We start from the raw sequence: 19955 nt of genomic DNA, 5'->3' as shown, positions 1-19955 counted from the left end.
TAGGCGGCATTGCCGGTGCCTCCGGCTAGCGTCTTGATGATCAGACCGGAACAGGTCTGACGGGAACAAGCCGGAGGCCGCGTTGACGGAGCAGCAGGAGGCGTCCGAGGACGCCGTCATGACCAGGATCGGCCAAGCGGTCATCCTGCTGCACGCCGGCGACCGCGAGGAGGCCCGCAACCGGCTCGGGGAGATCTGGTCCGAGATCGCCGCGGAGGGCGACTCCCTGCACCGCTGCACGCTCGCGCACTACCTGGCCGACGCGCAGGACGACCCCGCCGAGGAGCTGGCCTGGGACCTGCGCGCCCTGACCGCCGCGCACGCCGACGCCGACGGGCCCGGTCCGCCGGCGGCGGTCCGGGTCTTCTACCCGTCGCTGCACCTGAGCCTGGCCGCCGACTACGTGAAACTACGGCGCCCCGAGGCGGCCCGGATCCACCTGGCGCGGGCCCGCGCCGCCACCGGGGCCCTGGCCGACGACGGGTACGGGAACGGCGTACGGGCCGCCATCGCGCGGCTGGAGCGCCGGATCGCGGCGGAACCGGTGGAGGGGCCCCGACCGTTCCCGGAGCAGAACCAGTAGTGGGAGCGGGGGCGGGGGCCGGGAAGCGCCCGACCGGGGGTCCGGCAGGGTGGAGCCGTCAGCCGTCAGCCGTCAGCCGTCAGCCGTCAGCCGTCAGCCGCCCTGGACGCCCGCGCAGATGCGGGCCTCCGGGCTGTCCGGGTGCCAGCGCCCGTGCCGGCGGCCCAGCGCACACACGTCGGCCGGCCGCACCGGCAGCTCCCGCACCAGCTCGCGCGGCACCTCGCCGCCCTCGGAACCGGGCCGGCCGGGGTGCTGCCCGCCCGGCCGCCCGTCGGTGTGGTCGCGGTGCCCGCCGGGCTGCCGGGGCTCCGGGATGTCCGGGACCGGCGCAGCGGCCGCCGGGGCTCCGCGGGCTGCCCGCCGGCCGTCCCCCGGCGCCCGCGCGGCCGGGACTCCGGCCCGCGGGACGGCGGCCCGGCCGGAAGTGGAGGGGGCCGGCCCGGCGGGCTGTCCCGGCCCTGCCTCCACGGCCTCCAGCGCCTCCAGGGCGGGCGCCCGTACGACCACGGGCGCGGCCCCCGGCCCGCCACGGGGCTCGTGCCGGGGCGGCGCCCCCGAGGTGCCGGGGGCGGTCGCCGGCTGCAGGGGGGCCGGGGTCACGTTCACGCAGCCGGAGACGGCCGAGACCGCACAGGCGACGCCGAGCAGCAGCTTTGTCGTGGTTCGGGTTGGATGCACTCACACAACTCTGCTGTGCGAGGACCCTGTTGCGAAAACCCGGAGCCGATATTCACCCCGCACGGGTGACGGCTACTCGCCCGTGGCGCCGTCGAGGTGCTCCCGCAACAGGTCCGCGTGGCCGTTGTGGCGCGCGTACTCCTCGATCATGTGGTGGTACACCCAGCGCAGGCTGAACACCTCGCCCCGGCGGTGGCTCTCGGGCTTCGAGGCCAGGTCCAGGGAGTGGCCGGCCGCGGCCTGCCGGGCCAGCTCTATCTCCGTCTGCCACACCTGCTCGGCCTCGGCCCAGGTGTCCCCGTCGGCGAAGTGGAAGTCCCCGTCCGGGTTCTCGCGGGTGCTGTACAGCTCGGGCAGCTCCTCGTCCAGCATGATCTCCCGGAACCAGTACCGCTCCACCTCGGCCATGTGCCGCACCAGCCCCAGCAGGCTCAGTTCGGACGGCAGCAGCGGGGTCGTGCGCAGCTGCGCGTCGGACAGTCCCCCGCACTTCCAGGCCAGGGTGGAGCGGTGGTAGTCGAGCCAGCCGTCGAGCATCTCGCGCTCGTCGGCCGTGGTGGAGGGTTCGGAACGGTGGGATCCGTCGCTGATCGTCATGGGGCCCATCCTGATCGAACACGACTGTGGTCACCACCGATTAGGCTGCGTACTCCCACAAGGAACAAACCTGGAGGTCCCGGTGAAGGTCGGCTGTATCGGACTCGGAGACATCGCGCAGAAGGCGTACCTGCCCGTCCTGACCACCCGCCCGGGACTCGAACTGCACTTGCAGACCCGGACCCCGGCCACCCTCGAGCGGGTCGGCGCGCAGCACCGCCTCCCGGCCGAACGCCTGCACACCGACCTCGACTCGCTGCTCGCGCAGAAGCTCGACGCGGCCTTCGTGCACGCCCCGACCGCCGTCCACCCCGAGATCGTGGAACGGCTGCTGGAAGCGGGCGTGCCGACCTACGTCGACAAGCCGATCGCCTACGAGCTCGCGGAATCGCGCCGCCTGGTCGAACTGGCCGAAGAGCGCGGGGTCTCCCTCGCCGTCGGCTTCAACCGCCGCCACGCGCCCGGCTACGCGCAGTGCGCCGACCACGCGCGCGACCTGATCGTCATGCAGAAGAACCGGGTCGGTCTGCCCGAGGACGTACGGACCTTCGTCCTGGACGATTTCATCCACGTCGTCGACACCCTGCGCTTCCTGCTGCCCGCCGAGGCCGACCAGGTCGACGTACGGGCCGTGGTGCAGGGCGGCCTGATGAGCCAGGTGGTGCTCCAGCTGTCCGGTAGGGGCTTCACCGCGCTCGGCATCATGAACCGGCTCTCCGGTTCCACGGAGGAGGTGCTGGAGGTCTCCGGGCAGGACACCAAGCGTCAGGTCGTGAACCTCGCGGAGGTCATCGACCACAAGGGGCAGCCCACGGTCCGGCGGCGCGGGGACTGGGTGTCGGTGGCCCGCCAGCGCGGCATCGAGCAGGTCGTCGACGCCTTCCTGGAGGCCGTCGCCACTGGCACGACCCTCAGCGCGCGCGACGCCCTGCTCACCCACGAACTGTGCGAGCGGGTGGTGAGGGCCGCCCTGGAGCAGGCGTCCTGAGCGGCCGCGGCACAGACGGCTACCCGGTGGGCGTCCGCGGTGTCCCCAGGGGCGCCCCGGCGGCTTTCCCGAGCCGCACGGAGCGGGCGCCCGCCACCGCGCAGTAGACGGCCAGAGCGGTCAGCGCGGCCCCCACGGGCCAGTCCCCGAAGCGGACGTACAGGGTCGTGCCCCGTGCCAGCGGGACCTCGTACACCCGGGCCGTGCTCGCCGAGGTGGACAGCGCCGGCCCGATCCGCTCGCCGGACGGGCCGCGCACCTCGCTGATGCCGGTCAGGGTGGCGTGCACCACGGGGCGGCCGGTCTCGGCGGCGCGCAGCGCGGACAGCGAGGCGTGCTGGGCCGGGGCCCAGCTGTCCTGGAAGGTGGACGTGGCCGACTGGTCGACCAGCAGGGCGGCGCCCTCCCGGGCGAGGTGGCGGCTCATGTCCGGGAACGCCGACTCGAAGCAGACGAGCGGGCCGACCCGGACGCCGTCCCGGCCGGGCAGGTCCATCAGGACCGGCGCGCTGCCCGGGACGCGGTTCTCGTCGGCCGCCTTGCCGACCGAGGTGGCCCAGCCCATCAGTTCGCGGGCCGGCACGTACTCCCCGAAGGGCACCAGGCGCATCTTGTCGTACCGGTCACCGGTGGGGCCCCCGGGACCGACGAGCACGGCCGATTTGCGGATCCCCGGCCGGTCGGCGGCCCGCGCGTCCACGTTGACCAGCAGCGGAGCCCCCACCCGCGCCGACAGGGCGGAGAGCCGCCGGGTCAGGTCCGGGCGGGCCGTCAGGTCCTCGCCGACACTGCTCTCCCCCCACACCACCAGATCGGGCCGCCGGCCGGCCAGGGTCCCGGTCAGTTGCTCACCGATGGCGAACCGCCGCTCCGCACTGTCCGGGGAGTCCGGGAGCAGGCCCGGCTGCACGAGCGCCACGCGCAGCGAGCCCGCCAGCTCCGGGCCGGGCGCCCACATCCACACCACCCCCGTCAGCACCGCGCAGCCCGTCACCCCGGCCAGCGCCGCCGACCGGGCCCCCGGGGACGCGATCAGCAGTACCAGCGCGCAGTTCACCGCCACGACCAGCAGCCCGACCAGCCAGACCCCGCCCACCGAAGCCAGCCGCAGCGCGGGCGCCACCTGCCACTGACTGGCACCGAGCAGCCCCCACGGCCCGCCCAGCCCCTGCCAGGAACGGGCCAGCTCCGACAGCAGCCAGCCCGCCGGTACGAGGACCAGCGCGGCCGCCGCCCGCCCCGGTCCCGGAGTCCCGCCGAGGAGCTCCCGCACCAGCAGCGCCCAGGGAATCCAGAGCAGGCCCACGAGCGCCGCCACGGCGAAGAGGAACACGTGGAGGCTGGGCAGCAGCCAGTGGTGGACGGCGAAGACGAAGCCGGCGCCGCCGAGCCAGCCCTCCAGGGCCGCGCGCCGGCCGGTGGGGGCCGACCTCAGAAGCAGGATCCAGGGCACGAGGGCGACGTAGGCGAACCACCACAGCGCCGGCGCGGGGAAGGCGAGGCAGGGCAGGGCTCCCGCCGTGAACGCCGCCGGCGCACGCCACCACGGGACCCGCTTCGGGACCGTCGAGACCGTCACCATGTCGTAGGGCCTCCGCTTCCAGTGTGGAACAGCCCTGCCGGTCGAACCATCAGAACGACGTGTGCCGCCACTTCTCGTGGACGGTGACCCGCGAGAGCCGCCACCCGGAGCGGGCGGTACGGGCGACGGCGAAGGTGTAGCGCCCCGCCGCGACGAAATTGGGCGCGGTGACGGCGGGACCACCCTCGTCGGGCTCTTCCCCGGCCAGCCGCATGGGATTGAGGAAGTCGGCCCGGACCTCCGCCGTGTCACCGGGGGAGCCGCCCTGGTCCTGGATGCGGATGAGCCGGTTGACGATGAGGTGCTGGCGCACCGGGAACAGCTTCATCGTCTCGGCGAGCCAGTCCGCGACCTCCCCGGCCGGGCCCTCGATCCCGCCGGCCGAGGCGTAGTCGGCCCGCCCGCCCGGGGCGAACAGGGCGCGGTACGCGTCCCAGTCGCCGTCGTCCACGGCGATGGCGTACCCCGTGACCAGCTCGTCGATCGCCAGTCGGTCCATCACGCCCGCAAGGTCCACACGCTGCGTCATCGGGTCAGTGTGCGGGCGCGGGGCGCCAAGGCCAAGGGGCGTGCGCGGCCCGGATCTTCCGGCCCCGGGTCAGTGACCGGAACGCGCCTCCCGGGGACGGACCACCACGAGGTACGCGTCGCTGGCCAGATCCATCACCACCTCCGCCGGCACACCCTCGCGCATCCGCTGCGCCGCGTACTCCTCGGCCGGCCAGCTCCCCCTCGGACTCCCGGCCGGAAACCGCTCCAGCACCACTCGACCCATGGGACACCCCCTGCTGCTCGCCTTCAGGTCTCTCCCAGCACAACGACGCGAAGGCCGCCCGGGAACGTTCCCGGACGGCCTTCGATTCACGCGAAGCGGTGAGCGGGAGCCGAGCTCCCGCCGAAAGAGACGGCCTAGCTGTATTGATCACGAGCGTTGTTGACACTCGGCAGGTCTTGAACATGGCGAAGACCTCCGGTGTGGTGGGAGCTGTCTAGGAACTCACCGCACGGAGGCCTTCGTGTCCCACCGTAATGCCCGGCTGACCGTCTTCGGTAGGCGACTGCTCGTCGAACGTGTCTGCTCGGGTCGCCCCGTCGCGCATGTCGCGGCCGAGATGGGCATATCCAGGGCCACCGCCCACAAATGGGTCCGCCGGTGGCGGACGGAAGGCGACGCGGGTCTTCACGACCGCTCCAGCCGCCCCCGCACGACGCCCCACCGGACGCCCCCCTCACTCGAGGCCCGCGTCTGTGACCTGCGCCAGAGCCGCAAGCTCGGCCCCGCACGGATCGGCCCGATCCTCGGCCTGCCGGCCTCGACCGTGCACCGGATCCTGGCCCGTCACGGCCTGAACCGGTTGGCCTGGCTCGACCGGCCCACCGGACAGCCGATCCGCCGCTACGAACGCGACCGGCCGGGCGAACTGGTCCACGTCGACATCAAGAAACTCGGGAACATACCCGACGGCGGCGGATGGCGCGTGGTGGGCCGCACGGCCGGCGACCGCAACCGCCAGGCCACCACCACCGAACGCAAGAGCAGCACACCAGTGATCGGCTATAGCTACATCCACTCCGCCGTCGACGACCACTCCCGCCTCGCCTACAGCGAGGTCCTGGCCAACGAACGGCAGGAAACCGCGGCCGGCTTCTGGCAGCGGGCGAGCGCCTTCTTCTCGGCCCACGGCATCACCGTCGAACGCGTCCTGACCGACAACGGCTCCTGCTGCAAGTCCAAGCTCTTCACCCGGACGCTGGCCGCGGCGGGCATCGCCCACAAACGAACCCGGCCCTACCGGCCGCAGACCAACGGCAAGGTCGAACGCTTCAACCGCACCCTGCTCGAGGAGTGGGCCTACCTGCGGCCCTACTCCTCCAACGACGAGCGGACCGCCGCCCTGGCAGACTTCCTCCACACCTACAACCACCACCGCTGCCACACCGCACTGGCCGGACACCCACCCATCAGCCGAGTCAACAACCCTGCGAGTCAATACACCTAGCCGGCCGACTCGCCGGCGTGGGGGCTGAGGACACCCATGCCGATCAGGACGAACAGCAGGATGCCGAGCAGGACCCGGTAGATCACGAACGGCATGAAGCTCCTGCTGGAGATGAACTTCATGAACCAGGCGATGACCGCGTAGCCGACGAGGAAGGCGATGACCGTGGCGAAGATCGTCTGGGGCCATTCGATGTGCCCCGGGTCCTCCAGCACGTCCTTGATCTCGAACAGGCCGGAGGCCAGCACGGCCGGGATGGCGAGGAGGAAGGAGTAGCGCGCGGCCGCCTCGCGGGTGAAGCCCAGCAGCAGACCGCCGGAGAGCGTGGCACCCGACCGGGACACACCCGGGATCAGGGCCAGGGCCTGGCAGAGACCGAAGATGAGGCCGTCCTTGACGCCCAGTTCCTTCAGGGTCTTGCGCTCACGGATGGCGCGGTGCCGGCCGCCCTCCTCGTCGCGCGCGGCCAGCCGGTCGGCGAAGCCGAGCACGAGGCCCATCACGATGAGGGTGGTGGCGATCAGGCGCAGATCGCGGAACGGGCCCTCGATCTGGTCCTTGAAGGCGAGGCCGAGGACACCGATCGGAATCGAGCCGACGATCACCAGCCAGCCCATCTTGGCTTCCTGCTCGGAGCGCAGCGCCTTCGTGTACAGCGAGCGGAACCAGGTGGAGATGATCTTTGCGATGTCCTTGCGGAAGTAGATCAGTACGGCGGCTTCGGTGCCGATCTGCGTGATGGCGGTGAAGGCCGCTCCCGGATCGTGCCAGCCGGCGAACGCCGCGGTCAGCCGGAGGTGGGCGCTGGAGGAGATCGGGAGGAACTCCGTGAGTCCTTGGACGAGACCGAGGATGAGGGATTCGATCCAGTTCATGTCGGGGTGCGCTCGTCCTTGTGATCGTTGGGCAGTTCGGGTCCGATGCTAGGGCCCGTGGGGTGCCGCGGTGACCACAGGGGGGTGTACGGCCGCCAGTTCCCGCGTAGGCATGGGGCGATCGGGCCTTCGCACGGGCGCCAGCCGGTGCCGCTTGCGCCAGGCGACGACGGCAGCACCCACCGCGGAGACGGCGATGAAGCCGAAGGAGGCGAGGAACGCGGGGGAGGTCGGGGACGAGGCGCTGGCCCCCGCGATCACGTACGCGGCGGTGTTCGGGACCACGCCGATCGCGGTGGCGAGGAGGAAGGGGAGCCAGCCGCAGCGGGACAGCGCGGCGGCGTAGTTGGCCATGGCGAAGGGCAGACCGGGGAAGATCCTGACCGCCAGCATCGAGCGGAAACCGTGCCGGGCCAGCTGGTCGTCGGCCGCCTGCAGCCACCGGCCGCGGATCAGCGGACGCAGGGCGTCACGGCCCATCATCCTGCCGAGGCCGAAGGCGATCCCGGCGCCGATCACCGAGCCGCCGACCGCCGCGACCAGGCCGAACTGCGAGCCGAAGAGGGCCCCGGCGGCCAGGTTGAGCAGGGGGCGCGGCACCAGGGCGGCCGTGCACACCCCGTACGCCGCGGCGAAGAGCAGGACCGCGGTGCCCACCGGGAGCCCCGGGGGCCAGCCCTCCGACAGCAGGCGCTGGGGCTCGTACAGCACGACGCAGACGCCGGCCGCGAGGAGCAGCACGACGAGCAGCGAGAGCCGCGTCCACGGCGCGAGGAGGAGGGACATTCCGGGAGACTAACCGACCCCCCTGTCCGAGCGCCGTAATCTGGGCCTCATGCAGTCGAACGACCGGCGGCCTCCACGCGTTCCGCACAGCGACCTGGCCGACCTGTTGGTGGCGAGGCTCACGGAGTCCTACGGCGCCGCGGCCGACGCGGGGCGGGCCGGGCCCATGGCCGCGTACATGAAGGACGTCTCGCCGTTCCTCGGGATCCCCACCCCGCTGCGACGCGAGCTGTCGAGGACCGTGACCAAGGACACCCCGAAACCGTCCGAAACGGACTGCGCGGCCCTCGCGCTGCGCTGCTGGGAGCTTCCGGAGCGTGAGTACCGGTACTTCGCCGTCGACTACCTGCGCCGGCACGTCTCCCGCTGCTCCTCCGGCTTCCTGCCCGTGGTCCGGCACCTGATCGTGACGGTCCCCTGGTGGGACACCGTCGACCTGCTCGCCGCGCACACCGTCGGGCCGCTCGTGGCGGCGGACCCGGCGCTCACCGCCGTCATGGACGAGTGGATCGAGGACGAGGACCTGTGGGTGGCCCGCACCGCCCTGCTCCACCAGCTCCGGTACAAGTCCGCGACCGACGCCGAGCGGCTGTTCGCGTACTGCCGCCGCCAAAGCGGCCACCCCGACTTCTTCGTCCGCAAGGCCATCGGCTGGTGCCTGCGCGAGTACGCCAAGACGGACCCCGGCGCCGTACGCGCCTTCGTCACCGCCGAGCGGGAGTCGCTGTCCCCGCTCTCGGTGCGCGAGGCGCTCAAGAACATCGGCGGGGCGTAGGGCGGCGACCGCCTGCCGGGCGCACATCAGGCGCGCCCCGGGGCAAGTCCCCTCCGGCGCCGCGAAATTCATTGGCCCCGGCGCGCCCGGTCCGGCAGGATCGACCGCATGTCCAGGCACGCCTTCCCCGCAGCGCCGTCCGCAGTCGCGGACGCGCCGAAGGCTGCCGTCCCCGCACAGCTCGCCGCAGGCGCACCCGCATTCGGCGGCGCCCGAAGCTGACCCTTCCCGGATCGTCCGGCGGACCCCACAGGGGGAGGGTCGGATCGCTCAGGGGGTCCCGTATTTCCAGCTTCGGAACCACACGGGAAGACATCATGGCCAAGACGGCCTTCGTGCGCACCAAGCCGCACCTCAACATCGGCACCATGGGTCACGTCGACCACGGCAAGACGACACTGACCGCCGCCATCACCAAGGTCCTCGCCGAGCGCGGCGGCGCCTCCTTCGTGCCCTTCGACCGGATCGACCGGGCCCCCGAGGAGGCCCGGCGCGGCATCACCATCAACCTCACGCACGTCGAGTACGAGACCGACACCCGCCACTACGCCCACGTGGACATGCCCGGCCACGCCGACTACATCAAGAACATGGTCACCGGCGCGGCACAGCTCGACGGGGCGATCCTCGTCGTCTCCGCCCTCGACGGGGTCATGCCGCAAACCGCCGAGCACGTGCTCCTCGCCCGGCAGGTCGGCGTGAACCACATCGTCGTCGCGCTGAACAAGGCCGACGCCGGGGACCCCGAGCTCACCGACCTGGTCGAGCTGGAGGTCCGCGAGCTGCTCACCGCGAACGGCTACGGCGGGGACAGCGCCCCGGTCGTACGGGTCTCCGGGCTCGGGGCGCTGGACGGCGACCCGCGCTGGACCTCGTCGATCGAGGCCCTGCTCGACGCCGTGGACACGTACGTGCCCATGCCCGTGCGGTACACCGACGCGCCGTTCCTGATGCCGGTCGAGAACGTCCTGACCATCACCGGGCGCGGCACCGTCGTCACCGGCGCCGTCGAGCGGGGCACCGTGGCCATGGGCGACCGCGTCGCGCTGCTCGGCGGCGACGGCGCGGCCGTGGAGTCCGTGGTCACCGGGCTGGAGACCTTCGGGAAGCCGATGGAGTCCGCCGAGGCCGGGGACAACGTCGCGCTGCTGCTGCGCGGGGTGCCCCGCGACGCGGTGCGCCGCGGCGACGTGGTGGCCGCGCCCGGCAGCGTCGTACCGAGGCGCCGCTTCACGGCGCGGGTGTACGTCCTGTCCGCCCGCGAGGGCGGCCGCACCACGCCGGTGGCGACCGGCTACCGGCCCCAGTTCTACATCCGCACCGCCGACGTGGTGGGGAACGTGGACCTGGGCGAGGCGGGCGCGGCCCGGCCGGGGGACACGGTCACCATGACCGTGGAGCTCGGGCGGGACGTCCCGCTGGAGAGCGGGCTCGGCTTCGCGATCCGCGAGGGCGGGCGCACCGTCGGGGCCGGGACGGTGACCGAGGTCGGATAGCGGCCCGGTAGCGGGCGGGCGGTACCCGCTGTGGTGGCGGTGGTCGGCTTGCGCCAGACTGCCGTCACCACTGGCATGCGGGGAGGGAGCAGTTCGTGGAAGACGGCGGCATGGGCGGCGGGAGCGGCAGCGGCAGCGGGGAAGGCAAGGGCACGGCTCTGGTGCTCGGCGGCGGCGGGCTGACCGGCGTCGGCTGGGAGGCCGGCATGCTCTACGGGCTCGCCCGCGCGGGCGTCGACCTGACCGGAGCCGACCTCGTCGTCGGGACCTCGGCCGGCTCCGTCGTCGGCGCGCAGCTCACCTCCGGACTGCTCACCCCGCAGGAGCTGTACGAGCGCCAGCTCGGCGACCCCGGCGGGGAACTCCCCGCCAAGCTGGGGGCCTCCCTGATCGGGCGGTACGCCGTCGCGATGGTGCGCTCCCGCGACGCGAAGTCCTACCGGCGCCGGATCGGCGCCTTCGCGCTCGCCGCCGATACGGAGCCGGAAGAGGTGCGCCGCAAGGTGCTGGAAGCCCGGCTGGTGTCGCACGAGTGGCCCGAGCGGCGCCTCGTCGTCACGGCGGTGGACGCGATGACCGGCGAGCTCGCCGCCTTCGAGCGCGGGAGCGAGGCCGGGCTGCTCGACGCCGTCACGGCGAGCTGCGCCGTGCCGGGTGTGTGGCCGCCCGTGACCGTCGCCGGGCGGCGGTTCGTCGACGGCGGGATCCGCTCCGCGACCAACGCCGACCTCGCCTCCGGCTACGCGCGCGTGGTCATCCTCGCGCCGATGGCCGCGGGCGCCGGACTGATCCCCTCGCCCGCGGCGCAGGCCGCACGGCTGCGGGAGGCCGGGGCGAAGGTGCTGCTGATCACCCCGTCGTCGCAGGCCCGCAAGGTCTTCGGACGCAACGTACTGGACCCCGGGCGCCGCGATCCCGCCGCGCGGGCGGGGCTGGAGCAGGCCGCGCTCCACGTGGAGCAGGCGCGCGGGGTGTGGGCGGCTCCGGGGGCCTGACAATGGTCCGGTGAGTGACGAACAGATCCCGGTGATCCGGGACGTGGCCCAGGGCACCGCCAAGCTGATGCCGGACATCGACCGGGAGCGGGCCTGGCTGCTCACCGTGGACGGGGCGCCGCAGTCGTACGTGGACCTCGACGACCCGGAGCACCTGGAGTTCGAGTACGTACGCCGCCTCGCGCACGTCCTGGACTGCGTGGGCGAGCCGGGGGCCCCGCTGGACCTGCTGCACCTGGGCGGCGGCGCGCTGACCCTGCCGCGGTACGCGGCGGCGGGCCGGCCGGGGTCGCGCCAGGACGTGGTCGAGTTCGACGCCGGGCTCGTGGCGCTGGTCGGCGAGTTCCTGCCGGTGGCCGCCGGGAGCGGCATCACGGTGCACGTCGCCGACGCGCGGGCCTGGCTGGCCGGGGCGCCCGACGCGAGCGCGGACGTGGTGGTCGGGGACGTCTTCGGGGGATCCCGGGTGCCCGCTTCGCTGGCCTCGGTGGAGTACGCGCGCGAGGTGGCGCGGGTGCTGCGGCCCGGCGGGGTGTACGTGGCGAACCTCGCCGACGGGGCGCCGTTCGCGTTCCTGCGGGGCCAGCTCGCGAACTTCGGGGCGGTCTTCGGGGAGTTGGCGCTGATCGCGGAGCCGGGGGTGCTGCGCGGTCGGCGCTTCGGGAACGCGGTGCTGCTGGCTTCGGAGCGGGAGCTGCCGGTGGCGGAGCTTTCGCGGGTGTGCGCGGGGGACGCGTTTCCGGCGCGGGTGGAGGTGGGGGAGTCCCTCGCGCGGCTGATGCGGGGGGCTCTGCCGGTGGCCGACGCCGATGCGGTGGCTTCGCCGGAGCCGCCGGAGGGGGCGTTCAGCCTCGGCTGAGGGGGCTTGCGGGCCGGCCGCTGCGCGGAGCCGGGGCTCCGCCCCGGACTCCGCGCCTCACACGCCGGCGGGGCTGAGAGGTCGCCTCACACGCCGGCGGGGCTGGATTGGGCGGGGCTGGAGTCGGCCGGGCTCGGCTTGGTGAGGTCGGGGCCGATGGCGGCGGGCGGCTTGCGGGTCATGCGGCGGACGTCCGGGACCAGGAGGACGGCTGCCGTCACCACGACCACCAGGGCCGCGCAGCCCCAGAGGGCCGAGGTGCGGCCGATCGCGGTTTCGACCGGGCCGGCCATCGCCATGGCCAGCGGGAGCATCGAGAGCGAGCCGAACCAGTCGTAGGAGGAGACGCGGGAGAACATCTCCTCGGGGATCTCCTGGTGCATCGTCGTCATCCAGCTCACGCCGAACACCTCGATGGCGCCGCCGCTCACGAACATCACCGCGCACAGGCCCCACACGGGGAGCGGTACCGCCAGCCCCGCGGAGGGGAGCGCCAGCGGGAACACGCACAGGGTGCCGGCCAGCAGCAGGCGGCGAGGTTTCCAGACCATCATCAGGACGGCCCCGCCGATGGTGCCGAGGCCGAAGAAGGCCAGGGCCACGCCCCACGGAGCCGCCCCTCCCAGTTGCTCCATGGCGACCAGGGGCCCGTAGACCGCTTCGGCGGCGCCGACGACGGCCACGACGACGGAGAACTGGAGCACGATGCTCCACAGCCAGGGACGGCTCCTGAACTCCACCCAGCCCTCGCGCAGATCGGACAGCAGGCCGCCGCCGGGAGCGCGTTCGGCGATGTGGCCGACGTCGAGGAAGGCGCGCAGGGCTCCGGCTGCGGCGAAGGCGGCCGCGTCCACGGCGAGCACCCAGCCGGGGCCCAGGAAGGCGACCATGGCTCCGCCGAGGGCGGCCCCGCCGACGCCGGCGCCGTTCATCGCCATCCGGAAGAGGGCGAAGGCGCGGTTGGCCTGCGGGCCGGAGACGCTGGACATGAGCATGCCCTCGGCGGCCGGGTTGAAGAAGGCCGTACCGGTGCCGCACAGCGCCGTGAGCAGCATCATCTGCCACAGCTTCGGATCGCCGGTCAGGACGAGGGCGGCGAAGGCGCCCTGCGAGAGGCAGTTGAGGGTGTTGGCCGCGACCATGACGTGGTGGCGGGGGATCCGGTCGGCGACCGCTCCGCCGATGAGGAGGAAGAGGACGAGCGGCAGCGTACGGGCGGCGGCCACCAGGCCGAGGTCGCCGGCGGTGCCGCCTGCCTGGCCGACCGCGAAGGCGGTCGCGATGAGCGCTCCGTGGCTCCCGAGGTTCGTGATGACCGCGGCACCCGTCAGCAGGGTGTAGTTGCGGCCGGCCCACTCGGGCCTCCGGCGCGCGGAGGACGGACGGCCGGTACCGGGGGAGAGGGAGGGGGGAGAGCTCACCCCCGGACTATCCCCGTCCCGGGCCGGGAATCCAAACGGATATCCGGCCCGGGAGGCAGGGCGGGGGAGATCAGCCCGCGTTGAGGCGGACGCTGCTCAGGATCTTCTCGTAGGTCTCCTTGCTCACTTCGCCCGGGACACCGGCGGCGCCGTAGAGGACCCAGGTGCAGAGGTCACCGTTGGCGGTCAGGAAGCTGAAGGCGACGGACTTGCCGTCGGAGGAGCACTTGTTCTCCTTGGGCAGGCCGCTGACGGTCGCGGTCGCCATGTGGCCCTTGAGCCCGGAGGAGGTCGTGTACTCCTTCGCCTCGGCCACCTTGGTGGTGCCCTTCGGCGCCTTCTGCGCGTACGCGGCGAAGGCCCAGTTGCCGGCCTCGTTGTACGCGGCCTCGGCGGTGCCCTTCGCGCCCATGCCGCCCTTGGTGCCGGTGGCCGCCAGTGAGGTCGAATCCTCCTTGCCGTCCTTGTCGGAGTCGACCATGCACCACTCCTCCTTGAGGATGGCGGGCGCGCCCATCATGACGATGGCCGAGCCGTCGTTCTTGGATTCGTCCCCGAAGCCGATGGACAGGCCCGAGGACTGAACGGCCCAGTCCGGCGGGACGTCGAAGGCGGTGCCGCGCTTCGGGTTGACGACGACCTTCCAGCCGGGGATCACCGGCTTGACCTCGGGGCCGCCGCGCGGGTTGGCGCTCGGGCTCGCCGGGGCGGGAGCCGCCGAGGAAGCCGGGGCGGAGGGGGAGGAGCTCGGCTTGTCGTCCGCCTGGTTGGAGCCCTTGTCGTCCCGGGTCAGGACGAACGCCCCGGTGGCGGCGGCCGCCACGACGACGGCCGAGGCCGCGACGATGGCCACGGTCCTGGTCGCGAACGGGCTCCCGCCGCGCGGGGGCCGGGGCGGCGGGGTGCCGCCCCACTGGGGTACGGGAACGGTCGGGGGCTGCTGGCCCCACGCCTGGGGAGCGGGGGGCTGCTGCGGGTACCCGTAGCCGGGCTGCTGCTGCTCCCCGTACGCCGCGGTGGGCGGTTGCTGCTGGTACGGGTACGGGTTCGGCGTTCCCGGCTGCTGCTGGTACGGGTTCTGATGCGCGTCCTGGGGGTTCGGTTCGCCCCCGGGCGGCTGCTGCTGTCCTGGCCACATGGCCGGTAACGATAGTGGGAGTGCGGTCGGGGATCCACGGCCGCCCCCGTACGGGTATGGCCAACGCCTACTACTCGCGGGTAACATCGCGTCCCATGAGCGCTGAACAGATGAACGTGGGCGAACTGCTCGCCGCGACCGTGCCGATGGCCAAGACCCTGAACCTCCAGTTCGTGGAGACCACCCCCGAGCGTGCCGTCGTCCGGCTCCCGGACCAGCCGGACTTCCACAACCACCTCGGCGGCCCGCACGCCGGCGCCATGTTCACCCTCGCCGAGTCCGCGAGCGGCGCGATCGTCCTGGCCGCCTTCGGCGACCAGCTCTCGCGCGCCGTGCCCCTCGCGGTGAAGGCGGAGATCGGCTACAAGAAGCTCGCCAAGGGCGTCGTGACGGCCACCGCCACCCTCGGCCGCCCGGCCGCCGACGTCGTCGCCGAACTCGACGCGGGCGGCCGCCCCGAGTTCCCCGTCACCATCGCCATCCAGCGCGAGGACGAGGCCGTGACCGGCGAGATGACCGTCGTCTGGACGCTGCGCCCGAACGCCTGACCCCGCTAGTGCTGTGACCGGAAAGGTTCACCGGGTCGCGACGCCCGGCACGGCACCTCGCCGCGTTGTCGGACCACGCCGGTACGTCCAGTACGAGGCGCGGTCCTCCGCCTTGCGATGCACCGCACCGAACGCCGCGACCGGCAAACCTTTCCGGCCACAGCACTAGTGTGATGCGCCGGAAATCTCATGGCTAAGTCTGTAGCCTGTTTGCATGTCTCCGGGTCCTCGTGCTGTTGAAGTCCGCCTGTCTGATGAAGAGCGTGCGGAGTTGTTCCGTTGGGCGGGTGGGGCTGTGGCGCCGCGGTTCGCGGAGCGTGCTCGTATCGTGCTGGCCTGTGAGGGTGGGGTGCCGAACGCGCGGGTCGCCGTGGAAGTCGGTGTGACCGCGGCGACGGTGCGGAAGTGGCGTGGGAAGTTCGCGGTGGAGGGCATCGCGGGGCTTGAGGACGGGATGCGCATCGGCCGGCCGAAGCCCGACCTCGTTCTGAGCGAGTCCGAACGGGCTCAGCTGACCCGGTGGGCCAGGCGTGCGAAGACCGCCCAGTACCTGGCACTTCGCGCGAGGATCGTGCTGCGTTGCGCGGACGGTGGGACGAACAAGCAGACCGCGGCCGAGCTCGGCATCGACACCTCGACCGTTGTCCGCTGGCGTGGTCGTTTCATCGCCGAGCGTCTGGACGGCCTGGCCGATGAGCCCAGGCCGGGCCGGCCGCCCTCGATTCTCCTCGACCAGGTCGAGGAGGTGATCGTGGCGACCTTGGAGTCCACTCCGGGCCAGGACACCCACTGGTCGAGGGCCTCGATGGCAGCCCGCACGGGCCTGTCGAAATCGACGGTCGGCCGGATCTGGAAGCGGTTCGACCTGAAGCCACACCTGCAGGATTCCTTCAAGCTGTCCACCGATCCGCAGTTCGTCGCCAAGGTCGTCGACGTCGTCGGCCTCTACCACAACCCACCCGAGCGGGCCGTGGTGTTATGCGTGGACGAGAAGTCCCAGATCCAGGCGCTGGACCGCTCGCAGCCGGTGCTGCCGATGATGCCGGGCATGCCCGAGCGCCGCACCCACGACTACCTGCGGCACGGCATCACCAGCCTGTTCGCCGCCTTCAACATCGCCGACGGCACCGTGATCAGTGAACTCCACCGCCGCCACCGGGCCATCGAGTTCAAGAAGTTCCTGGTCACGATAGACAAGACAGTGCCCCACGACCTCGACGTGCATCTGGTCTGTGACAACTACGCCACCCACAACACCCCCGAGATCCGGACGTGGCTGGCCAGACACCCCCGCTTCCACGTCCACTTCACCCCCACCGGATCGTCCTGGATCAACCAGGTCGAGCGGTGGTTCGGCCTCCTGACCGACAAGCTCATCCGCCGCGGCGTCCACACCTCCGTTCAGGCTCTCGAGAGCGACATCAAGGAGTGGATCGCCACCTGGAACGAGAATCCCCGGCCGTTCACCTGGACGAAGACCGCCGACGAGATCCTCAAATCCCTCGCCGACTACCTCACCAAAATCACCCCACCAGCAAGCAGCAACCAACCACAAACTTAAGCCTGAGATTTCCGGCGCATCACACTAGAGTCCCTACTGCGACGACGGATGGAGGGGGTCCCGTGCCGGGCCGAGCCAAGATCAGCATCAGCCTCGACGCCGAGCTCGTGGTGGAGGTGATGGTCCTCGCCGGGATCGGATCGCCCCAGGACGCGGTGGAGGCCGTCGTACGGGACTATGTCGAGCGCGGCCACCGCACCGAGGCACGGGTCCAGCTCCAGGACGAGCCCCGGCGCGAGGCCGACCCGGGTGGGCAGCCGCAGGGCTGAACATCGGCGTCTGCCGGCCTTGCGAGGGAGACGCCTCGGGGTTGGACCTCGGCGTCTGCCGGTCTCTGGGGCAGCCGCAGGGCTGAACATCGGCGTGGTGGTGGCGCGCCTGAAGCGGGCCCGCGCGGCGGTCGGCGCACAGTGGGCGGCGGGAGCGGTCCGGCGCGGGCCGCTCCCGCCACCTGACGCCGATGCCCACGCCGCAGGGAGCGCCCATGAGCGAGGCCGTGTCCAGACGCCGTGCGATGCGCCTCCTCGGAGCGATGGGCGCGGCCTTCGGCGCGGCCGGCTGCGTACCGGCGCCGCCGCCCGGCACGCAGCCCCGTAAGGCCTCCGCCTCCGCGGCGTCCCCCGCCGCCGCGCCCGCGGCCGGCCGCACCGCCCGGATCGACGCCCTGCTGGAGCGGCTCACCCTGGAGGAGAAGACCGTCCTGCTGCACGGCGGCCCGGACCCGGACCCGCTCGGCCAGGCCGGCTACGTGCCCGGCATCCCGCGCCTGGGCATCCCCGCGCTCCGCCTCGCCGACGGTCCGGCCGGGGTCCGCGTCGCCAGGCCCGCCACCGCGCTGCCCGCGCCGGTCCTGCTCGCCTCCGCCTTCGACCCGGCGCTCGCCCGCGCGTACGGGCGGGTCATCGGCCGCGAAGGCCGCGCGCTCGGCATCGACGTGCTCCTGTCGCCGATGGCCAACCTGATCCGCACCCCGTACGCCGGGCGGAACTTCGAGACGTTCTCGGAGGATCCGAAGCTGACGGCCGACCTGGTCGCCGAGGTCGTCCGGGGCATCCAGGACGAGGGCCTCATCGCCACCGTCAAGCACTTCGCGCTCAACAACCAGGAGAAGGGCCGCGACACGGTCGACGTGATCGCCGCCGAACAGACCCTCCACGAGACGGAGCTACGGGGCTTCGAAGCCGCCGTGGCCGCCGGGGCTGGCGCCGTGATGGGCGCCTACAACAAGGTCAACGGGGTCTACGCCTGCGAGAGCAAGCCCCTCCTCGACGAACTGCTCCGCGGGCGCTGGGGGTTCGACGGCTGGGTGATGTCGGACTGGAACGCCACCCACAGCACCGTCGCCGCGATCGGCGCCGGCCTCGACATGGAGATGCCCGGGGGGACCCATTACGGCGCCCCGCTCCGGGAGGCGGTGCGCGGCGGCTCCGTCCACGAGGGCACCGTGGACCTCGCCGTACGCCGGATCCTGACCACCCTGGACCGCTTCGGACTGCTCGCCGAGCACCCCGCCGCCCGGCCCGCCCGGGACGCCGCGGCCGGGGCCGCGACCGCACGGCAGATCGCCACCGCCGGCGCGGTCCTGCTGCGCAACGAGCGGGCCACCCTGCCGCTGACGGGACCCGCCGCCCGCTCCATCGCCGTGATCGGCCCCACCGGGCGGATCCCCTTCGTCGGCGGCGGCGGCAGCGCCCACGTGGTGCCGGACGCGGCCGCCGCCCCCCTCGACGAGATCCGGCGGCGGGCCGGGAGCGGCTCCACGGTGGGCTACGCGCTCGGCGAGGACCTCTACGGGCGCCCGCTGCCGGCGAAACTCCTGACGCCCGGCGCGGGCCTCGACGACCGGGCGGTGGCCCCCGGGCGCACCTGGGGGTTCCAGGGGACCTTCCGGCTGGCCGCCGACGACGAGTGGACCCTGCTCGTCCACTACACCGGGAAACGGCCGTCCGTCCGGCTCGACGGGGAGGAACTCTTCCCCGTACGGCAGGGCGTGGCCGAGCAGTTCGCCGGCGGACTGCTCGGCGCCGCGCCCGACGGCCGCACCGTGCGCCGCCGCACCCTCGCGCTCAAGGCGGGCGAACACCGCCTCGCCGTCTTCGCCGAGGGCGGGCCGAAGGGGCAGCGGCTGCGGCTGCGGCACACCACGAAGGCGACCCGGGCCGCCGACGTCGCCGAGGCCGTCAAGGCGGCCAAGGCGGCCCGCAGCGTGGTGCTGTTCGCCTACGAGGACGCCACCGAGGGCAGCGACCGCACCTCCCTGGGCCTGCCCGGCGGCCAGGCGGCGCTGATCGAGGCGGTCTCCGCGGCCAACCCGCGCACGACGGTGGTGCTCAACACCTCCTCCGGTACGACCATGCCGTGGCTCTCGCGTACCGGAGCGGTCCTCCAGATGTACTACCCGGGCCAGGAGGGCGCGGCCGCCACCGCCGACGTGCTCTTCGGCGACGCGGACCCGGGCGGCCGCCTCACCCAGACCTTCCCGGCCGACGAGCGGGCGACCCCGGTCGCCGCCGACCTGATGCGCTACCCGGGGGTGGGTGGGCGCCAGGAGTACACCGAGGGGGTGCACGTGGGCCACCGCTGGTACGACCAGCAGCGGGTGGTTCCGCTGTTCGCCTTCGGGCACGGGCTCTCGTACACGACCTGGGCGTACGAGAAGCTCGCCGTCCGGCCGGGCGGCGCGCACGGGAAGCGGAGCGGGCTGCGCGTGGAGTTCACCGTCCGCAACACGGGACGCCGCACGGGCAGCGAGGTGGCCCAGGTCTACGTGGGCCCGTCCCCGGACCTGAAGCTGGACCAGCCGGTCCGGGCGCTGGCCGGGTACCGGCGCCTGACCCTCGAACCCGGCGAGGCGCGGCGGATCGTCCTGGACATCGACGCGCGCACGCTGTCGTCCTGGGATCCGGAACGGGACGCGTGGGTCGTGGGGACGGGGCGGCGCGAAGTGTTCGCGGGGCGTTCCTCGCGCGAACTGCCTCTGCGGACAAAGGCTGTGGTGGCGACCGGATAGGCTGCCCGTTCGGCCCGCCACAGGGGGCGGGCCGGGCGGAGAACTTCGGGAGGACGTACC

At 72.8% G+C, this 19955-nt stretch carries 20 protein-coding genes; 11 read left to right on the top strand and 9 right to left on the bottom strand.

Translation table 11 applies throughout. From position 1 onward, the window contains the following. Window positions 1-82 precede the first annotated feature (82 nt). The gene (locus AC3IYI_RS06035; RefSeq protein ID WP_489409217.1) at window positions 83-583 is read left to right on the top strand and encodes a hypothetical protein; all 501 of its coding nucleotides are present in this window, start codon (window positions 83-85) and stop codon (window positions 581-583) included. A 93-nt stretch (window positions 584-676) separates the two neighbouring features. Here the strand turns inward: AC3IYI_RS06035 and AC3IYI_RS06030 are convergent, their stop codons facing one another. Both AC3IYI_RS06030 and AC3IYI_RS06025 read right to left on the bottom strand, forming a co-directional pair. Beyond that, entirely contained in the window at window positions 677-1264 is a 588-nt protein-coding gene (locus AC3IYI_RS06030; RefSeq protein ID WP_489409216.1) for a hypothetical protein, read from the bottom strand. Window positions 1265-1336: 72 nt separating this feature from the next. Next, complete coding sequence (locus AC3IYI_RS06025; protein WP_489409215.1) at window positions 1337-1861, bottom strand: DinB family protein; 525 nt, start codon at window positions 1859-1861, stop codon at window positions 1337-1339. 82 nt (window positions 1862-1943) lie between these two features. Between AC3IYI_RS06025 and AC3IYI_RS06020 the strand changes: the two genes are divergently transcribed. Next, window positions 1944-2849 carry a Gfo/Idh/MocA family protein gene (locus tag AC3IYI_RS06020; RefSeq protein ID WP_489409214.1) on the top strand — a complete coding sequence of 302 codons (906 nt, stop codon included), beginning with the start codon at window positions 1944-1946 and terminating at the stop codon, window positions 2847-2849. A gap of 19 nt (window positions 2850-2868) precedes the next feature. On the opposite strand, the gene lnt is transcribed toward AC3IYI_RS06020, so the two are convergent. From lnt to AC3IYI_RS06005, 3 genes are all read right to left on the bottom strand, one after another. Further along, window positions 2869-4431 carry an apolipoprotein N-acyltransferase gene (gene lnt, locus AC3IYI_RS06015; protein ID WP_489409213.1) on the bottom strand — a complete coding sequence of 521 codons (1563 nt, stop codon included), beginning with the start codon at window positions 4429-4431 and terminating at the stop codon, window positions 2869-2871. 49 nt (window positions 4432-4480) lie between these two features. Next, the gene (locus tag AC3IYI_RS06010) at window positions 4481-4960 is read right to left on the bottom strand and encodes a nuclear transport factor 2 family protein (protein ID WP_489409212.1); all 480 of its coding nucleotides are present in this window, start codon (window positions 4958-4960) and stop codon (window positions 4481-4483) included. A gap of 69 nt (window positions 4961-5029) precedes the next feature. Further along, window positions 5030-5206 (bottom strand): DUF8839 family protein, encoded by a 177-nt coding sequence (locus AC3IYI_RS06005; protein WP_243339660.1) that lies wholly within the window; start codon window positions 5204-5206, stop codon window positions 5030-5032. A gap of 241 nt (window positions 5207-5447) precedes the next feature. Between AC3IYI_RS06005 and AC3IYI_RS06000 the strand changes: the two genes are divergently transcribed. Then, the gene (locus AC3IYI_RS06000) at window positions 5448-6431 is read left to right on the top strand and encodes an IS481 family transposase (protein ID WP_489409211.1); all 984 of its coding nucleotides are present in this window, start codon (window positions 5448-5450) and stop codon (window positions 6429-6431) included. On the opposite strand, the gene AC3IYI_RS05995 is transcribed toward AC3IYI_RS06000, so the two are convergent. Together AC3IYI_RS05995 and AC3IYI_RS05990 are read right to left on the bottom strand one after the other, a co-directional pair. Beyond that, window positions 6428-7306, bottom strand: a complete 879-nt coding sequence (locus AC3IYI_RS05995) for an undecaprenyl-diphosphate phosphatase (protein WP_489409210.1) — start codon at window positions 7304-7306, stop codon at window positions 6428-6430. The genes AC3IYI_RS06000 and AC3IYI_RS05995 overlap by 4 nt on opposite strands. A 48-nt stretch (window positions 7307-7354) precedes the next feature. Further along, window positions 7355-8092 carry a TVP38/TMEM64 family protein gene (locus AC3IYI_RS05990; RefSeq protein WP_489409209.1) on the bottom strand — a complete coding sequence of 246 codons (738 nt, stop codon included), beginning with the start codon at window positions 8090-8092 and terminating at the stop codon, window positions 7355-7357. A gap of 49 nt (window positions 8093-8141) precedes the next feature. On the opposite strand from AC3IYI_RS05990, the gene AC3IYI_RS05985 reads away from it, so the two are divergent. From AC3IYI_RS05985 to AC3IYI_RS05970, 4 genes are all read left to right on the top strand, one after another. Beyond that, the gene (locus AC3IYI_RS05985; RefSeq protein WP_489409208.1) at window positions 8142-8867 is read left to right on the top strand and encodes a DNA alkylation repair protein; all 726 of its coding nucleotides are present in this window, start codon (window positions 8142-8144) and stop codon (window positions 8865-8867) included. Window positions 8868-9184: 317 nt separating this feature from the next. Continuing rightward, a complete protein-coding gene (tuf, locus tag AC3IYI_RS05980; protein WP_489409207.1) occupies window positions 9185-10363 on the top strand; it encodes an elongation factor Tu in 1179 nt (392 codons plus the stop codon). A 110-nt stretch (window positions 10364-10473) separates the two neighbouring features. Further along, complete coding sequence (locus tag AC3IYI_RS05975; protein ID WP_489411904.1) at window positions 10474-11358, top strand: patatin-like phospholipase family protein; 885 nt, start codon at window positions 10474-10476, stop codon at window positions 11356-11358. A gap of 67 nt (window positions 11359-11425) precedes the next feature. Then, the gene (locus AC3IYI_RS05970) at window positions 11426-12217 is read left to right on the top strand and encodes a spermidine synthase (protein ID WP_489411903.1); all 792 of its coding nucleotides are present in this window, start codon (window positions 11426-11428) and stop codon (window positions 12215-12217) included. Window positions 12218-12303: 86 nt separating this feature from the next. Here the strand turns inward: AC3IYI_RS05970 and AC3IYI_RS05965 are convergent, their stop codons facing one another. Both AC3IYI_RS05965 and AC3IYI_RS05960 read right to left on the bottom strand, forming a co-directional pair. Beyond that, window positions 12304-13638, bottom strand: coding sequence for an MFS transporter (locus tag AC3IYI_RS05965; RefSeq protein WP_489409206.1), 1335 nt, complete (start codon window positions 13636-13638; stop codon window positions 12304-12306). A 70-nt stretch (window positions 13639-13708) separates the two neighbouring features. Continuing rightward, window positions 13709-14776, bottom strand: a complete 1068-nt coding sequence (locus tag AC3IYI_RS05960) for a DUF8017 domain-containing protein (RefSeq protein ID WP_489409205.1) — start codon at window positions 14774-14776, stop codon at window positions 13709-13711. Window positions 14777-14871: 95 nt separating this feature from the next. Here AC3IYI_RS05960 and AC3IYI_RS05955 point away from each other — a divergent pair, with 95 nt between their 5' ends. From AC3IYI_RS05955 to AC3IYI_RS05940, 4 genes are all read left to right on the top strand, one after another. Further along, window positions 14872-15324 carry a DUF4442 domain-containing protein gene (locus AC3IYI_RS05955; RefSeq protein WP_489409204.1) on the top strand — a complete coding sequence of 151 codons (453 nt, stop codon included), beginning with the start codon at window positions 14872-14874 and terminating at the stop codon, window positions 15322-15324. A 214-nt stretch (window positions 15325-15538) separates the two neighbouring features. After that, entirely contained in the window at window positions 15539-16885 is a 1347-nt protein-coding gene (locus AC3IYI_RS05950) for an IS630 family transposase (protein WP_489405530.1), read from the top strand. A 119-nt stretch (window positions 16886-17004) separates the two neighbouring features. Beyond that, window positions 17005-17154 carry a DUF2191 domain-containing protein gene (locus tag AC3IYI_RS05945; protein WP_243339741.1) on the top strand — a complete coding sequence of 50 codons (150 nt, stop codon included), beginning with the start codon at window positions 17005-17007 and terminating at the stop codon, window positions 17152-17154. A gap of 215 nt (window positions 17155-17369) precedes the next feature. Then, window positions 17370-19895, top strand: a complete 2526-nt coding sequence (locus tag AC3IYI_RS05940) for a beta-glucosidase family protein (RefSeq protein WP_489409203.1) — start codon at window positions 17370-17372, stop codon at window positions 19893-19895. Window positions 19896-19955: the final 60 nt, after the last annotated feature.

This window comes from Streptomyces sp. GL_148, assembly GCF_057834205.1.
This window is presented reverse-complemented; position numbering and strand designations above follow the sequence as displayed.

Coding starts and splice junctions, on each gene's coding strand:
- AC3IYI_RS05975 (WP_489411904.1), top strand. CDS start 10,474: ATGGGCGGCGGGAGCGGCAGCGGCAGCGGGGAAGGCAAGGGCACGGCT.
- AC3IYI_RS06005 (WP_243339660.1), bottom strand. CDS start 5,206: ATGGGTCGAGTGGTGCTGGAGCGGTTTCCGGCCGGGAGTCCGAGGGGG.
- AC3IYI_RS06025 (WP_489409215.1), bottom strand. CDS start 1,861: ATGACGATCAGCGACGGATCCCACCGTTCCGAACCCTCCACCACGGCC.
- AC3IYI_RS05985 (WP_489409208.1), top strand. CDS start 8,142: ATGCAGTCGAACGACCGGCGGCCTCCACGCGTTCCGCACAGCGACCTG.
- AC3IYI_RS05945 (WP_243339741.1), top strand. CDS start 17,005: ATGGTCCTCGCCGGGATCGGATCGCCCCAGGACGCGGTGGAGGCCGTC.
- tuf (WP_489409207.1), top strand. CDS start 9,185: ATGGCCAAGACGGCCTTCGTGCGCACCAAGCCGCACCTCAACATCGGC.
- AC3IYI_RS05950 (WP_489405530.1), top strand. CDS start 15,539: ATGTCTCCGGGTCCTCGTGCTGTTGAAGTCCGCCTGTCTGATGAAGAG.
- AC3IYI_RS05955 (WP_489409204.1), top strand. CDS start 14,872: ATGAGCGCTGAACAGATGAACGTGGGCGAACTGCTCGCCGCGACCGTG.
- AC3IYI_RS05940 (WP_489409203.1), top strand. CDS start 17,370: ATGAGCGAGGCCGTGTCCAGACGCCGTGCGATGCGCCTCCTCGGAGCG.
- AC3IYI_RS05995 (WP_489409210.1), bottom strand. CDS start 7,306: ATGAACTGGATCGAATCCCTCATCCTCGGTCTCGTCCAAGGACTCACG.
- AC3IYI_RS06010 (WP_489409212.1), bottom strand. CDS start 4,960: ATGACGCAGCGTGTGGACCTTGCGGGCGTGATGGACCGACTGGCGATC.
- AC3IYI_RS05990 (WP_489409209.1), bottom strand. CDS start 8,092: ATGTCCCTCCTCCTCGCGCCGTGGACGCGGCTCTCGCTGCTCGTCGTG.
- lnt (WP_489409213.1), bottom strand. CDS start 4,431: ATGGTGACGGTCTCGACGGTCCCGAAGCGGGTCCCGTGGTGGCGTGCG.
- AC3IYI_RS05960 (WP_489409205.1), bottom strand. CDS start 14,776: ATGTGGCCAGGACAGCAGCAGCCGCCCGGGGGCGAACCGAACCCCCAG.
- AC3IYI_RS05970 (WP_489411903.1), top strand. CDS start 11,426: ATGCCGGACATCGACCGGGAGCGGGCCTGGCTGCTCACCGTGGACGGG.